Origin of the sequence: Paraburkholderia sp. RAU6.4a (assembly GCF_050435625.1) — a bacterium.
GTDB lineage: Bacteria > Pseudomonadota > Gammaproteobacteria > Burkholderiales > Burkholderiaceae > Paraburkholderia > Paraburkholderia tuberum.
On record NZ_JBNDKQ010000002.1, the window covers coordinates 3,199,325 to 3,215,381 of the forward strand.

The window sequence follows — 16,057 nt, forward strand, 5'->3', positions numbered from 1 at the left end:
GGCAATCCGTAGAGACTTTGGGAGAACTCGCATGAACCAAAGCAGTGCACCATTCGATAGCCGCAACAACAACAGCGAACATGCGCCGGCAGGCTTCGCGAATTATCTGGATGCGCTGTACGACAATCGCAAGCTGATTGCGATCACGACGGCCATCGCGGTCGCGCTCGGCATCGCTTATTCGGTGTTCTCCCAACCCGTGTATCGCGCGGACATTCTGGTGCAGGTCGAGGAGAACGCGGGTACCTCGTCCAGGAGCGTGATCGGCGACGTGTCCGCGATGTTCGACGTGAAGACCGCGACGTCAGGCGAGGCACAGGTGATCGGCTCGCGCATGGTGGTGGGCCGCGCGGTCGACAAGCTCAATCTCGACATCGAAGCGGCGCCGCGCTACTTCCCGCTGTTCGGCCGCTGGCTCGCCCGTCACTCCGATCATCTGTCGACGCCGGGACCGCACGGCTACGTGTACGGCAACGAGCGCATCACGGTATCGAAATTCGACGTCCCCGAAGAGCTATTCGACCGTCCGTTCGTGCTGAAGATGGGCGAGGGATCGAGCTACGAGCTGCAATACGGCAAGCTGAAGCTCGAAGGCACGGTCGGCCAACCGCTGAGCGCGACGACCAACTACGGGCCGCTCACGCTCGTCGTCGACCGGATCGAGGCGAATCCCGGCGCGACCTTCGAAGTGCGGCGCCAGTCCGCGCTGACGACGACCGAAAAGCTGCGCAAGGAACTGACGATCTCGGAAAAAGGCAAGGAATCGGACATCCTCGGCGTGTCGCTCGAAGGCAGCGATCCGAAGAAGATCAGCGCGATTCTCGCGACCATCGCTGGCGAATACGTGAGCCAGAACCTGAAGCGCAAATCCGAGGAAGCGGAGCGTTCGATCCGTTTCCTCGAAATACAGCTTCCGGAAATGCGCCAGCAGCTTTCCGCTTCGGAAACGCGCTTCAACGACTTCCGCGCGAAGCATGGCACCGTCGATCTCGGCGAGGAAGCGACCAACCTGCTGCAGCTGTCGGTTCAGGCGCAGACGCGGCTCGCGGAACTTCAACAGAAGCGCAATGAACTGCTGACGCGCTTCACCGACCAGCATCCGGCCGTGCAGTCGGTCAACGCGCAGTTGCATGCGGCGCAACAGGAAGCGAAAGATCTCGCGAGCCGGACGCAATCGCTGCCGCCGCTCGAACAGAACGTGCTGCGCCTGCAGCGCGACGTGCAGGTCGGCACCGAGCTCGATACGTCGCTGCGCAATACGCTCGAACAGCTGAAGCTGATCAAGGCGGGTAAGTCCGGCAACGTGCGCATCGTCGATGGCGCCGTCGCGCCCGATACGCCGGTGCGGCCCAAGCCGCTGCTGATCATCATCGGCGCGCTGATGCTGGGCGTGTTCGTCGGCTCGGTGATCGCGCTCGTGCGTCAGCGTCTGTTCGACGCGATCGACGATCCGTACGAAGTCGAGCTGCGCACCGGTTTGCCGGTCTACGCGAGCGTGCCGTTCAGCCGTCAGGAAGAGCGGTTCGCGCACAGCCGTCGCCGTCCGGAATCGAAGGCGCTCGTGCTTGCGGGCGAAGCGGTGATCGATCCGGCCATCGAAAGTCTGCGTGGCTTTCGCACCGCGCTCGAATTCACGATGACCAAGGCGCGCAACCATATCGTGCTGATCACGGGCCCGACGCCGGGCATCGGCAAGTCGTTCGTGTCGCTGAATCTCGCCGCGGTAATCGGTGCGACCGGCAAGCGCGTCCTGCTGATCGACGGCGACCTGCGTCGCGGCTTCCTGCATCGGCATCTCGGCGGCGATCGCGGTCCTGGCCTCACCGATCTGATCCAGGGCGCGTACCGTCCCGAAGAGCTGATTCGCGCGACCCGTTTCCAGGGTGTCGACTTCATCGCGAGCGGCCGCCAGGTGGCGAGCCCGAGCGACGTGCTGTCGAACACACGGCTCGAAGCGGTGCTGCGCCAGGTCGCGACCGGCTACGACGTCGTGCTGCTCGACGGACCGCCGGTGCTGCTCGCCGCGGATGCGGTCCGGCTCGCCTGCGTGGCAGGTACGACGTTCTTCGTCGCGCGTCAGGGTGTCACGGGCATCGGCGAGCTGCGTGAGTCGGTCCGCCAGATGCAGAAGGTCGGCCTGCCGGTGCGCGGCGTGATCATGAACGGACTGCGGATGCGGCCGGGACGCTACAGCTACGGCTACGGACGCTATCGCTACGCAGCCTACATCTACAAACCGTACGACAGATAAGCCCGGGCGCCTGGTTCGCGACGCGCCCGCGGTGCGGGGCGTAGCGCCCGACTGGACCGATCAGAACACCAACATGGCAATGCGAAGGGATCTTACGGCCGCGCCTGCCGAGCGCATACCGTACAGGCAAGGGACTACCCGGATGAAACAGCTATTTGTCACGCCTTTTCTGCCTCAGAAAAACGCGCCGCAAGCTGGCCACCGTTTGGCCTACGACTACCTGATCAAACTGAGCGCGGAGTCGGAGCTCGACGTGCTGATCGTGTCGCGCGTGCCGGTCGACGAAAAAGCCATCGAGTTCCGCGCGAACGTGCGCAACGTGTACATCCAGTACGTGAGCCGGTTCGACCTGATTCCGTCGTTCCTCGCGAATCCGCTGACTTTTTCACCGCGCCTGTTCTCGCGCTATAAGCCCGCGATCGGCAAGTTCCTCTGCGAGCTGGTCGACAGGAACCGATACGACACCGTGCGGCTCGAGTTCTCGCAATGCTTTGCGTATGCCCAGAATCTGCGCGAGCGTTTCCACGACGGCGTGAAGATCGTGATGTGCGCGCATGACTTGCAGATCCAGGTCATCTTGCGCGTCAAGTCCATCGAAGGATGGCTGTTCACGCGGCAGACCTTCATGCTCGAGCAGCGTCTGCTGAAGCTGGCCGACAAGGTGCTCGTGCTGTCCAGCAAGGACGCGCAGCTGATCAACGGCCTGTACCCCGGGGTCGGCACGTTGCAGGTCGTGCCGATCTCACTGCCGGCGTTTCTGAAGGAAGTGCGGCGCTCGAAAGACACGGTCGAGAAAGGCAACATCCTGTTCTGGGGGGCGATGCAACGCCGTGAAAACGAAGAGGCGCTGCTCAATTTCATCGACACGATTTTTCTGCCGCTGCGCCGGCGCGGCCTGCAACTGAAGCTGTTCGTGGTCGGCTCCGATCCGAGCGACCGCGTAAAGCGCCTGAATAGCGACGATATTTGCGTGACCGGCTTCGTCGAAAATCCGGGCAAGTACTTCGAGTCCGCCGATATCGGCGTGGTGCCGCTGCTGTCGGGCGCCGGCGTCAAGCTCAAGACGCTCGAAATGCTCGCGGCGAAACTGCCGGTCGTCTCGACGCCGCTCGGCGCGGAAGGCGTCGAGCACGACGGCACCTTGCTCAACGTCTGCGAAATCGATGAGTTCCAGGACGTGATCGAGCGCATCTACCGCGGTGATCCGGTCAACGTCAACGCCTCCGTGGCGTATCAGGCCTGACGCCATGATCGCAACCATCGCCTATCTGCTGGCCGTCGTGCTGTGTGCCTCGCGCGGCGTGCTCGAGTATCTGATCGGCAAGGACGCCGCCTATCTGATCCAGGTCGGCGGCATCGTCGGGCTGCTCGTGTGGTACATCTCGCCGACGGCGATCGCCGCTTACTTCCGCGACGAAGGACGCCTGTCGTTCGGCTTCCTCGTGGGCATGCTGTTCTCGACCGGGCTGTCGATCGTCGCGACGCTCGCGCTCACCGGTGAGTTCGGGCCGTCCTATCTGTTCGTCTTCATCTTCACGCTGTTCATCTACTTCTACGCGATCTCGAACTATCAGAGGCGCTTCGTGCAGCCGCGGGTCGCCTATGCGGGGCTCGTGCTGATCGCGCTGATCGAGGCGGGTGTCGCGCTCGCGCAGCAGCAGAACGTCTTCCCGATCGATCTGCCCGGCGCGACGTACGGCTTCGACAATCTGCGCGCGCCGTCGCTGACCGGCAGCTATCTGCACTACCCGCTGTTCGTCGCGATTGCCGCGTCGCTGTGCGGCGTCGACTATCTGGTGCGCAAGAACGTGCTGTCGGGCCTCGCGTGCGCGGTGCTCAGCTTCGCGATTTTCTCGGCGCTGTCGCGTAGCGGCATGCTGATCATTCTCGGCACGTTCGGGCTCGCGTTCGTGCAGGCGCCGATCCAGTTCATCACGAGAAACGCGAAACTGATCGTTGCCACCGTGTTCGCGACGATGGCAATCATGATCTTCGGCGTTGCGGTGAGCAGTCAGAACGATAGTGTCGTCAACGTCGGCACCGAACGGATCATAGGCGCGACCGATCTGCAATCGGACGGCAACGACGGGCGCACCGAAGCATGGGAAAAGGCCAAGTCGCTCGTATTGCCGGTCAACGTGATCGCCGGCACGTACTTTGGGCTCGTCACGAACTCGGCACCCGAGCCGGTGAAACAGGAGTTCGGCGTCGTCGAATCGAGCGTGCTGCAGCAGATTCTGAATATCGGCCTGATGGGCGCGATCTTCTATTACGGCGTGCTGATATCGGTGACGAAACTCGCGAGCAGCGCGAGCCGGATTTCGTTGTGCATGTGGGCCGCTCTATTTCAAACGCTCTTCTATCAATCGATCGAAGTGATTCCGTTTGTCTTCATCCTGATGACATTGCCAGTGTTCGATTACGTGGGCGGACCGCGTCCAGACAGCACGTAGCGAACCAGAAGGCAGTGCGCTCCAGATCGTCTGCATCGCGCGGACGAGCAGTGGGTAGTCGGTAGTGCGCGCGAACAGCGCGAAGCAAGGTGCAAGAACCAGAAAGCCGTGTTTGGGGGTAATTCCACGAACACCTGATGTAAAGCAGGAGGTGGGGATGAACCTGAAGGGAATGTTTAGCGTGGTGATCGTCAATTACAACACGCCAAAACTGGTCGGAAATTGCGTGCGCTCCGTGCTAGAACTTTCGATTGCGGATAAGGAGGACATCGTCGTGGTGGACAACGCTTCGCCCGACAATTCGTTTTCCTATCTGAGGGAGACGCTTCCGACGGGAGTGAGGCTCGTCAAAACGTCGATCAATCGCGGCTTCGGAGCCGGCGTCAATTTCGGCATGGTCGGTTGTCTGCGCGAACTCGTGCTCGTGCTGAACCCGGACACCTATTTCGTCGATACATCGCTCGAAAACGCGGTGCAGTTGTTCAGAACGGAGAAGGATGTCGGCCTCGTCGGTCTCGATCTGGTCTATCCGGATGGCGAGCGGCAGTTTTCCGCGCGGCGCTTTTATTCGGTGCTCGACATACTCGGCCGGCGTTCGCCGCTCGGGCGGCTCGGCGCGTTCAAGCGCCGCATCGACAACCACATGATGCGCGAAGCGTGGGCCGCGGGCACGCCGTTCGAGGCCGACTGGGTGCTGGGCACGGGCTTTATCGTGCGGCGCGCGCTATTCGGCGAACTCGGCGGCATGGACGAGCACTTCTTTCTCTATATGGAGGACGTCGATTTTTGCGCGCGCATCTGGCAGGCGGGCTACCGCGTGCTGTGCGTGCCGGGTGCGCGACTCACGCACGAGCATCAGCGTGCGTCGGCGGCGGGCTTCCTGAGCAAGGCGGGGCGCCGGCATATGAACAGCTTGTGGCGTTTCAGCCGCAAGTATCGTGTGCCGCTGTTCAGACCGCCAGGCGTGCAGGGCCTGAGTCGCAGCGCGAAGGCGCGTGCGGTGCCGGTCCCCATGACCGTGAGCGCGCGTCCGGCGGCCGCCGAGCAGGGGCAAAGCATCACGGTGGACTGATGCCTGTCGATGTCTCGACGTGAAAAAGGAACGGAGTAACGCAATGGGGGAAGGCTAGATGAAAACCCGGCGACAGGCGCTCAAGACGTTCCTGCTCGGCGGCCTGGCCGGGGCCAGTGCAAGCACAGCCGATTTGGGCATCGCGCGCGCGACGGGGCACGCGCTGCGCGAGCGCGGCGCGTTCGCGAGTATGGGCAACGGCGCGGGCGACGGCGCCGGCGGCATCCTGCGCGTCGCCGCGTCCGTGCCCGAGCGTGCCGCATCGGAACCGGTTGCACCGAGCTATCTGAAGACGCTCAGCGATATCGTCGCGGGACTCGAGGTCAGCGTCGCGCGCTTCGTCGATCCGCACCGGCTGGCGGCGATCCAGCGCGGCGCGTCCGGTTACGACTGCGGCGCTGAACTCAGGGAAGCGTTCGCGAGCGGTGCGCGCGGGTTGTATCTACCGCGCGGCATCTGGCGTTACACCGGCGACCTGACCACCGCGAACGGCTCGAGACTGCGCGGCGACGGCGGCGGCGAATACGTGGTGATCACCGACATCGCGATGGGGGCGACCGTGCTGGAGAGACAGGACTCGGGCGGCCCGAGGTCGGCGGCGCTGACGCTGGGCGACTCGGCGTTCGTCGAGCATGTGCAGGTGCGGCCCGCGCATTACGACAAGGTCATCTACTACCTCGCCAACTACCCGGCGCACACCGGCAACACGGCGATCGGCATCCACTTCGGTACGTCGGCCGGGGCTAGTCGTTGCACGGCGATCGGTTTTTCGCGCGCGGGCTACGAACTCGGCGTCACCTCGACGCTCGAGCGCTGCTATGCGTACATGTGCGAGCGCGGCTTCTACGCGACCGAGCACACCGACGGCTCGCTGATCAATTGCATCGGCATGTTCTGCCATACGGCCGGCGCCGATATCGTCGACAACTTCTGGCAGGTGATCGGTGGACGCTGGGAATGGAACGCGCGACACGGCGTGATTCTCGGCGCGGAGTCGCTGATCGTCGGCGCGGTGTTCGATCGCAATGGCTTTGCCGGCGTCTATATGAAGAGCGGCAACTGGGGCAAGGTGGTGAACGGCAATTACTTCTCGCGCAATGGTTGCGGCGGCGACGGCAAGATCGGCCGCTGGAAATTCTCGACGCGCGGCCATCCGTCGTACCTCGATGTGCCGCCCGGTCAGAGTTGCCACATCCAGATCGATTACCAGCAGGCGGCGACGATCGTCGGCAATCGCTACCGTCCCGGCCAGGACGACGAGAACGCCGGCTGCGACGGCCCGCAGTTCGTGTACGGCAGTTCGACCGCGCCGGGCAGCACACCGCTCGACGGCATCACGATTCAGGGCAATTTCGGCGATCGCGCGGGTGACACGATCGTCGGTTACGCCAAGGCGTATCCGGGCGGCGGCGCGATCGCGGGCGGCAAGGACGCGAGCCTCGTGCATGCGCTGAATCTCGGCGTCGGCTACGAACGCGGCGGCGTCGCGGCGGCGCTGCATTGCGGAAACCAGACCGTGTCGCAGGAGACGACGCGCATCGCGATCAACGTGCTGCGCTCGACCTCGGGCCGCGTGGTGTTGCGCGCGGCCACACGCGGCCATGCTCTACTCGCCGAAATCCTGTTCGCAACCGACGCAACCGATGCCAACTACAAGACCGTGGTAAGCAATCTGATCGGCAATGCGGTGAAGAGCGCGGTGTTGAACGCAAATGGCGAAGACGATCGCTACAACAAGATCGATATCGCACTAAGTGAACCTGCTTTCGTGTCGTATTCTGTTTTTTCGACCTGAGTTTTAACCGCCTACTGCAAACAGGACGATTGTGTCGACGAGAAACGTCATCATCGCGCTGTATTCGGTGTACGCACTGAACTACGTGCTGCCGCTCGTTACGTTGCCGTATCTGTCGCACATACTTGGGCCGGCCGGGTTGGGCGTGATCGGTTACGCGCAATCGATTTCGCAGATTCTTCTCGTCATCGTCGACTTCGGCTTCGGCCTGTCGAGCGCGCGCAAGGTGGCGGTGCACATCGATAACCCGGAGGTCGTGAACCGCATCTACTGGTCGACCACGATCGGCCGCGCGATTCTCGCGTTGCTGTGCTCGCTGGTGCTGGTCGGCTGGGCCTTCGCCGCGCACATGTCGCCGCAGGAGCGCGGTGCGACGCTGCTGGGCTCGCTCGTGATCTGGGGCGGCGTGCTGACGCCCGGCTGCTTCTACGAAGGCACGCAGCGCCTGCCGGTGCTCGCGGGCACGCTGCTCGCGACGCGCGTGGGTCTGCTGATTCCGCTGTTCCTGTTCGTGAGGACTCGCGACGACGTGATGCTCGCGGCCGCTTTGCAATATGCGCCGACCTTCGTGTGCGGCGTGATCCTGATGGGCGCGCTGATCTGGAAGCGCGAGATCCTGCTGACTGTGCGGGTCAGTTGGGCCGACGTGATGGCCGAGGCGAAAGAGGCGTATCACATCTTTCTCGGTTCGGCGCTGACGTCCGTGTACATGTACGCGAACGTGATCATGCTGCGCATGATCAGCGGCCCGGGCGCGGTCGGCTATTACGTGGCGGCCGAGCGACTCACCAACGCGCTACGCGCGTGCACGGCGCCGGCCATCCAGGCGTTCTTTCCGAAGATCTGCGTCGCTTACGAGCGCAACGACATCGCCTATATCCACAAGGTCAACCGCGGCTTCATGGTCGCGTTCGCGGCGTCGGCGGTGCTGATTCTGGTCGGCTTTACGGTGCTCGGCGAATGGTTCGTCGGACGTTTTCTCGGCGAGGCGTTCGGCGAGACGTTCCGCATTTTGCGCATTCTCGTGTTCGTGCCGGCGATCGTCGGCATGACGACGACCCAGGTGATGCTGACGATCATCGCGTCGGGCAATCAGTCGTTGCTGAAGCGGATCTATATCTACGGCGCGCTGTTCCATCTGGTGCAGGCACCGATCAGCATCTACTTCTGGGGCGGTGTCGGCACCGCGTGCTCGGTGGCCGCGACCGAGCTGTTCATGCTGATCGGCGTGTACAACGTGTCGAGCCGAATCAATCACGGCCAGATCGCGGTGCGCGCGCAGACGACGATCAAGCAGGAGATGGCGGCGGAGAGAGATTAGCCGCGAGGATGGACAGCGGGATCGAATGGCCGCGGCGCGCGTCGTGAAGACTTTGCGCGTCGCGGCCTTGTTGCGTCAGCGCCGCGCGTTCGTTGCGCGCGTTCACTGCGAGTGCTTACTGCGAGTGCTTACTGCGAGTGCTTACTGCGCGGTGGACAGACTGGTTACTTTCGCGTTGCGCAGATACAGCACCGTCGACAGCACGACCGCCGCGGCAGCCGCGATCGCGGCAAACAGGAACACCGAGCCGTAACCGAACTCGCCGGCGATATACCCCGCCAGCGGCCCGGTAATGCCGAGCGACAGATCGAGAAACACCGAGTACGCGGACAGCGCTGCGCCGCGGCTCGCCGGCGGCACGAGCCCGACCGCCTCGACGCCGAGCGCCGGAAACACCAGCGCGAAGCCAAAGCCGGTCAGCGCGGCGCCCGCGAGCGCGATATGCGGCTCGGGCGCGAGCCACAGCATCAACAGACCCGCGCATTCGAACGAGAACGACGCGATTGCCACACGAAAGCCGCCGTAGGTCTTGATCGTGTTCGCGAACAGCAGGCGCGCGCCGATGAACAGCGTGCCGAACAGCGTCAGCGACAGCGCCGCATTCGGCCAGTGCTTCGCCGCATAGAACAGCGTGATGAAGGTCGCGATCGAACCGAAGCCGGCCGAGCCGAGCGCGAGACCCATACCGTGCGGCAGCACGCGCGTCAACACGCTGCGATACGACATCCGCTCGCCGTGCACGACCGGCACCGGCGCGATCAGACGCGCGAGGTAATAGCCGAGCCCCGCGAGCGCGATCACCAGAATGCCGAGCGCGGTAAAGCCGATCGAGCGCGAGATCATCACGCCGAGCGGTGCGCCGATCGCGAGTGCCCCGTAGGTCGCGATGCCGTTCCACGAAATCACGCGGGCGTTGTTGGAGGTGCCGACCCGGCCGATTCCCCACAGGATCGCGCCGGTGCCGCACAGGCTCTCGCCGAAACCGAGCACGAGCCGGCTGCACACGAGCAGTGCGAGGCTCAGCCCCGGCCAGCGACCGGTCAGCGCGGCGAGCAACAGCAGCACACCGCTCGCGCCGCAGCCGAGCAGACCGATCGACACCGTGCGCTTCGGCCCGAGCGTATCGGCCGAGCGGCCCGCGAGCGGCCGCGACGCGAGCGTCGCGAGGTACTGCACGCTGATCGCCGCGCCGGCCAGCACCGCGCTGTAGCCGAGGTCGCCGTGCACGTAACCGGGCAGCACCGCGAGCGGAATACCGATCGCGAGGTAGCAAAGAAAGGTGAAAAAGACGACCGGAATGATCTGCAGGGTCGTCGCAAATTCGCTGCGGGCGGACGCGGAGTCGGTGGACATCGGGAAAACCAGACTTGAATTCGGCGGGAAGGCGTGATTCTCCCATGGAACCGATTCCCTTGCAGGGTTTGCTTAAAAAATGGGACGAATCAATGGCGGGTCATATCGCGCGAGGAATATGTCCCCCATGCGATTCGAGCTATGGGTTGCGTTTATTGACGGTGATAGCTTTCAAACCATCGACGCGGCGTGTCCGCGCAAACACGGAACAGACGAGAGCACCGAGACATGACCGAGCCGATTCGTTTCTATCACCGCAACGCGATCCGCGAAATCGAGGACGCGCCCGTCACCCGCACGGTGCTGCAGTATCTGCGCGAGGACGCGCATTGCACCGGCACTAAGGAGGGCTGCGCCGAAGGCGACTGCGGCGCCTGCACGGTCGTGATCGGCGAGCGCAATCCGGCGGGCGGCGTCGAGTTCAAGGCGGTCAACGCCTGCATCCAGTTCGTGCCGACCCTCGACGGCCGCGCGCTCTTCACGGTCGAAGACCTGCGCCAGCCGGACGGCTCGCTGCATCCGGTGCAGCAGGCGATGGTGGACTGCCACGGCTCGCAGTGCGGCTTCTGCACGCCGGGCTTCATCATGTCGATGTGGGCGCTCTACGAGAAGCACGGCCACGAGCATGGCTGCGCGAACCGCACGGTGCCGTCGCGCGAGGCGATCGGCAATGCGCTGACCGGCAACCTGTGCCGCTGCACCGGCTACCGGCCGATCGTCGACGCGGCCGAGCGCATGTTCGACGCGCCCGCGCCGCAAGCGCCAGTCGACGTAAAGGCGCTCGCCGACACGCTCGCGACGCTCGAACGCCGCGACACGTTTCAGTACGAGCACGCGGGCCAGCGCTTCGCCGCGCCGCGCACGGTCGCGGCGCTCGCGCGGATCAAACAGCAGGAACCGGCCGCGCGCCTGCTCGCGGGCAGCACCGACATCGGCCTGTGGGTCACCAAGCAGATGCGCGAGCTCGGCGACCTCGTCTACGTCGGACAGATCGCCGAGCTGCAAAAGCTCGAAACCAATGACGACTGGATCGAGATCGGCGCCGGCGTCAGCGTCGAAAAAGCGTATGCCGAGATCGCGAAGCAGTACCCGGAGCTGACCGAAATGTGGCAGCGCTTCGCGTCGCTGCCGATCCGCAACGCCGGCACGCTCGGCGGCAACATCGCGAACGGCTCGCCGATCGGCGATTCGATGCCGGGGCTGATCGCGCTCGGCGCGCGCGTGATCGTGCGGGGCGGCGACATCGAGCGCGAGATGCCGCTCGAAGACCTGTACCTCGCGTATCAGCAGAAGGACATGGCCGGGCACGAGTTCGTCGTCGGCCTGAAGGTGCCCGCGCGCGGCGGTGCGCGCGCGAACCTGCGCTTTCGTACCTACAAGCTGTCGAAGCGCTTCGATTCGGACATCTCGGCTGTCTGCGCGGCGTTCTCGTTCATCGCCGACGGCGACGCGATCCGCGAGCCGCGCATCGCGTTCGGCGGCATGGCCGCGACGCCGAAGCGCGCGCTCCAGGCCGAAGCCGTGCTGCGCGACGCCGAATGGCACGAGGCGACCGCGCAGGCCGCGATGCTCGCGCTGGGCACTGACTACGCGCCGCTCACCGACATGCGCGCGAGCAGCGACTACCGCCTCGAGTCGGCGAAGAACACGCTGTACCGTTTCTGGCTCGAAACGCGCGCGCATCAGCCGCTGCCGAAGAGCGCGCTCGACGTGCGCGCGGTCGCGCCGGCCGGCGCGAGCGCCTGAGCCCCGCGCGTTCAAGGATACGGAGAACACAACCATGAACCAGCAAGCCGAACCGTTCCTGAAAGAGGTCCAGGAACTCGACGACTTCACCCAGGTGCACGTGTCGCGTCCGCACGAGTCCGCTCATCTGCACGTAAGCGGCCGCGCGACCTACACCGACGACATTCCCGAGCTGGCCGGCACGCTGCACGCGGCGCTGGGGCTGTCGTCGAAGGCGCACGCGAAGATCGTCTCGATCGCGCTCGACAAGGTGCGCGCGACGCCCGGCGTCGTCGCGGTCTTCACCGCCGACGACATCCCCGGCGTCAACGACGTCGGCCCGATCGTTCATGGCGACGATCCGATCCTCGCCGACGGCGTCGTGCAATACGTCGGCCAGCCGATGCTGATCGTGGTCGCGACGTCGCACGAGGCGGCGCGGCTCGGCGCACGGCGCGCCGAGGTGGTCTACGAGGAACTGCCGGCGGTGCTGAGCGCGCAGCAGGCGCGCGCCGCGAACCAGTTCGTGCTGCCGCCGATGAAGCTCGCGCGCGGCGACGCTGGCACGAAGATGGCGTGTGCCGCGCATCGCGAGGCCGGTGAGATGTGGCTCGGCGGCCAGGAGCAGTTCTATCTGGAAGGGCAGATCTCGTACGCGGTGCCGAAGGACGACGACGGCATGCACGTCTACTGCTCGACCCAGCATCCGACCGAAATGCAGCACCTCGTCGCGCACACATTGGGCGTTGCATCGCATAACGTATTGATCGAATGCCGGCGCATGGGTGGCGGTTTCGGCGGCAAGGAATCGCAGTCGGCGCTGTTCGCGTGCTGCGCTGCGCTCGCCGCGTGGAAGCTGCTGTGCCCGGTCAAGCTGCGCCCGGACCGCGACGACGACATGATGGTGACCGGCAAGCGTCACGATTTCCACTACACCTACGAAGTCGGCTACGACGCAGAGGGCGTGATCGAAGGCGTCGCGGTCGACATGACCTCGCGCTGCGGCTTTTCCGCCGACCTGTCGGGCCCGGTGATGACGCGCGCGCTGTGCCACTTCGACAACGCGTACTGGCTGTCGGACGTCTCGATCGACGGCTTCTGCGGCAAGACCAACACGCAGTCGAACACGGCGTTTCGCGGCTTCGGCGGCCCGCAGGGCGCGTTCGCGATCGAGTACATCCTCGACAACGTCGCGCGCTCGTGCGGCATCGATGCGCTCGACGTGCGCCGCCGCAATCTCTACGGCAAGACCGAGCGCAACCAGACGCCGTACGGCCAGGTGGTCGAAGACAACGTGATTCACGAGCTGATCGACGAGCTCGAAGCGACCAGCGACTATCGCGCGCGCCGCAAGGAGATCGACGCATTCAACGCGAACAACGAGATCCTGAAGAAGGGCCTGGCACTCACGCCGGTCAAGTTCGGCATCGCGTTCAACGTCACGCACTTCAACCAGGCCGGCGCGCTCGTGCATATCTACACCGACGGCTCGGTGCTCGTGAACCACGGCGGCACCGAAATGGGCCAGGGGCTGAACACGAAGGTCGCGCAGGTCGTCGCGCATGAACTCGGCGTCGGTTTCAACCGGATTCGGGTGACCGCGACCGATACCAGCAAAGTCGCCAATACGTCTGCGACGGCCGCGTCGACCGGGTCCGACCTGAACGGCAAAGCCGCGCAGGACGCCGCGCGCCAGTTGCGCGAGCGGCTCGCCGCGTTCGCGGCCGAGCGCTTCGGCGCGGGCAGCGTGAATCCGCGGGACGTGCGCTTCGCGCATGATCGGGTGATGGTCGGCGAGGTCGCCGTGCGGTTCGAGGAAGTGGTTGCGAAGGCTTATCTCGCGCGCATCCAGTTGTGGTCCGACGGCTTCTACGCGACACCGAAGCTCTACTGGGATCAGTCGAAGCTGCAAGGACGGCCGTTCTACTACTACTCGTACGGCGCGGCGGTATCGGAAGTCGTGATCGACACGCTGACCGGCGAAATGCGCGTGCTGCGCGCCGATGCGCTGCACGACGTCGGCGCCTCGCTAAATCCGGCGCTCGACATCGGCCAGGTGGAAGGCGCGTTCATTCAGGGCATGGGCTGGCTCACCACCGAGGAGCTGTGGTGGGACGCGGGCGGCAAGCTGATGACGCACGCGCCCTCGACGTACAAGATCCCGACCGTCAACGACGTGCCGCCGGTTTTTAATGTCAGGCTGTTCAGGAACCGCAACGCGGAAGACAGCATCCATCGTTCGAAGGCGACCGGCGAGCCGCCGCTGCTGCTGCCGTTCTCGGTGTTCTTCGCGGTGCGCGACGCGGTGTCGGCGGTCGGCGGCCATCAGGTCAATCCGCCGCTCAATGCGCCCGCGACCAGCGAGGAAATCCTGAAGGCGGTCGGCGCGGTGCGGGCCGCGACAGCGGCCGCGCGGCAGGCGTGATGGCGACTGGCAAACGAGTTGGGAGCGCAATATGCAAGCACGCCTGAATTGTTCTCCGGGCGGGAGCGGACCCGAGCTTGCACCGCGGCCGGCGCCGATGCACATCGTGCTGTTCGGCGCGGGACACGTCGGCCATGCGCTCGCGCATCTGCTTGGCAGCCTGCCGTGCGTGGTCCAGTGGGTCGACGAACGCGACGAGCTGTTCCCCGACGAAACGCCGCCCAACGTGCAGGTCGAAGCGACCGACACGCCCGAGGCGATCGTCGACGCGGCGCCGCCCGGCGCGTGGTTTCTGGTGATGACGCACAACCATGCGCTCGATTTTTCGCTGGCCTCGCGCATCATGCGACGGCGTGATTTCAGCTACTTCGGCATGATCGGCTCGAACACGAAGCGCGTGAAGTTCGAGCGGCGACTGCTCGAACGAGGCGTGGAGTTGGAGCGGCTCGCGGAGATGACCTGCCCGATCGGCGTCGAAGGGATCATCGACAAGGCGCCCGCCGCGATCGCGATTGCGGTGTGCGCGCAACTGCTGCGACTGAGGACACGGCAGGCCGCGACGGTTCATGCGTTGGGGCAGGCCGCGAGCCACGTCCGCGCAACGGAGCAGATCACGGTTTAGGCCATACGGCGCAACGGGGGCTTGCGCGCGACCAGCTCACCCGACACCTCGGACATCAACGTCCTCAGCCAGCCGATATCGCTCGGCCGATCCGGCTGCGGATGCCACAACTGATAGCAGCGGGATGCGCGGAAACGCGATCGGCACGTCGACGACCGCGAGCGGCAACATGCTCGCGTAGTGCATCGCGAAGCGCCGCGTCGTCGTGAAGATCAGATCCGATTGCAGTAGCGTCTGCGCGACGAGGCCGAAGTAGGGCAGCGTCGCGACGATGCGCCGGCTCGCCTTCGCCCGCGCGAAGCCGGTATCGATCGCGCCGCCGCGCGCGCCGCTGTAGGGTGTCGGCGCGAGATGCGGCGCGGCCAGATAGGCTTCGCGGGTGAGCGGCTCGTGAGTCAGCGGATGGTCCGCGCGCATCATGCACACGACGGTATCGGCGAACAGGTCGCTGCGCTCGAAGCGCGGATCGGGCTTCGGCCAGTTGCCGATCACCAGATCGAGTTCGCCGGCGTCGAGCGCGGCCGAATGATCGAGCAGCGGCCCCAGCGATTCGATTTCGAGCCGCGCATGCGGCGCCGCTTCGCGAAACCGCGCGATCACGGTCGGCATGAAGAAGTCGTTCAGATAGTCGGGCGCGGCGACGCGAAAAGTGCGGCGCGAGCGGCCCGGGTCGAAATCGCCATGCGGCGTCGCGACGAAATCGACATCGCGAAGCACGCGCTGCGCGGCCGCGAGCAGCGACTCGCCGTATTCGGTCGGCACCATGCCCGACTTGCCGCGCACCAGAATCGGATCGCCGAGCGTGTCGCGCAGCTTGCGCAGCGCGGTGCTGATCGCGGGCTGGGTCTGGTTCAGCCGCAACGCGGTCTGCGTGACGCTGCGCTCGACGAGCAGCGTGCGCAGCACGCGCACGAGCCAGATATCGAGTGAGGCGGCGGTGTCGTCCATGATCGAAGCGTGGTGGCGCGGGCGCTGCCGATGAGCTCGCCGCGCGGCGCGCGCGTGGGGTGCGAAAGCTTAACCTTAGGCGCGTTTGCGCT

General features: G+C 65.0%; 10 protein-coding genes and 1 pseudogene. 9 read left to right on the forward strand and 2 right to left on the reverse strand.

From position 1 onward, the window contains the following. Window positions 1-31 precede the first annotated feature (31 nt). The 6 genes from OKW40_RS19595 to OKW40_RS19620 all read left to right on the forward strand — a co-directional run bounded on the left by OKW40_RS19595 (window position 32) and on the right by OKW40_RS19620 (window position 8,892). Window positions 32-2,251: a GNVR domain-containing protein gene (locus OKW40_RS19595; RefSeq protein ID WP_429407307.1), complete on the forward strand. Its 2,220-nt coding sequence runs from the start codon at window positions 32-34 to the stop codon at window positions 2,249-2,251. 142 nt (window positions 2,252-2,393) lie between these two features. Beyond that, entirely contained in the window at window positions 2,394-3,494 is a 1,101-nt protein-coding gene (locus tag OKW40_RS19600) for a glycosyltransferase (protein WP_429491072.1), read from the forward strand. Between the two features lie 4 nt (window positions 3,495-3,498). Beyond that, on the forward strand, window positions 3,499-4,704 hold the full coding sequence (locus OKW40_RS19605) for a hypothetical protein (protein ID WP_184062219.1): 1,206 nt from the start codon (window positions 3,499-3,501) through the stop codon (window positions 4,702-4,704). A 157-nt stretch (window positions 4,705-4,861) separates the two neighbouring features. Further along, window positions 4,862-5,776 (forward strand): glycosyltransferase family 2 protein, encoded by a 915-nt coding sequence (locus OKW40_RS19610; protein WP_090803220.1) that lies wholly within the window; start codon window positions 4,862-4,864, stop codon window positions 5,774-5,776. A 58-nt stretch (window positions 5,777-5,834) separates the two neighbouring features. Next, window positions 5,835-7,571 (forward strand): hypothetical protein, encoded by a 1,737-nt coding sequence (locus OKW40_RS19615; RefSeq protein ID WP_429491075.1) that lies wholly within the window; start codon window positions 5,835-5,837, stop codon window positions 7,569-7,571. 31 nt (window positions 7,572-7,602) lie between these two features. Beyond that, window positions 7,603-8,892, forward strand: a complete 1,290-nt coding sequence (locus tag OKW40_RS19620; protein WP_429294564.1) for an oligosaccharide flippase family protein — start codon at window positions 7,603-7,605, stop codon at window positions 8,890-8,892. Between the two features lie 141 nt (window positions 8,893-9,033). Here the strand turns inward: OKW40_RS19620 and OKW40_RS19625 are convergent, their stop codons facing one another. Then, complete coding sequence (locus tag OKW40_RS19625) at window positions 9,034-10,245, reverse strand: MFS transporter (RefSeq protein WP_184055477.1); 1,212 nt, start codon at window positions 10,243-10,245, stop codon at window positions 9,034-9,036. Between the two features lie 228 nt (window positions 10,246-10,473). Between OKW40_RS19625 and xdhA the strand changes: the two genes are divergently transcribed. Genes xdhA through xdhC form a run of 3 tightly spaced genes read left to right on the forward strand, consistent with a single transcriptional unit; the run spans window position 10,474 to window position 15,017 of the window. Further along, window positions 10,474-11,991, forward strand: a complete 1,518-nt coding sequence (gene xdhA / locus OKW40_RS19630; protein ID WP_429491076.1) for a xanthine dehydrogenase small subunit — start codon at window positions 10,474-10,476, stop codon at window positions 11,989-11,991. Window positions 11,992-12,025: 34 nt separating this feature from the next. Next, on the forward strand, window positions 12,026-14,395 hold the full coding sequence (gene xdhB / locus OKW40_RS19635) for a xanthine dehydrogenase molybdopterin binding subunit (protein ID WP_429491078.1): 2,370 nt from the start codon (window positions 12,026-12,028) through the stop codon (window positions 14,393-14,395). Window positions 14,396-14,426: 31 nt separating this feature from the next. Continuing rightward, the gene (xdhC, locus tag OKW40_RS19640) at window positions 14,427-15,017 is read left to right on the forward strand and encodes a xanthine dehydrogenase accessory protein XdhC (protein ID WP_429491080.1); all 591 of its coding nucleotides are present in this window, start codon (window positions 14,427-14,429) and stop codon (window positions 15,015-15,017) included. On the opposite strand, the pseudogene OKW40_RS19645 reads toward xdhC, so the two are convergent. Next, a pseudogene (locus tag OKW40_RS19645) lies at window positions 15,014-15,965 on the reverse strand (LysR substrate-binding domain-containing protein). The gene xdhC and the pseudogene OKW40_RS19645 overlap by 4 nt on opposite strands. Window positions 15,966-16,057 lie beyond the last annotated feature (92 nt).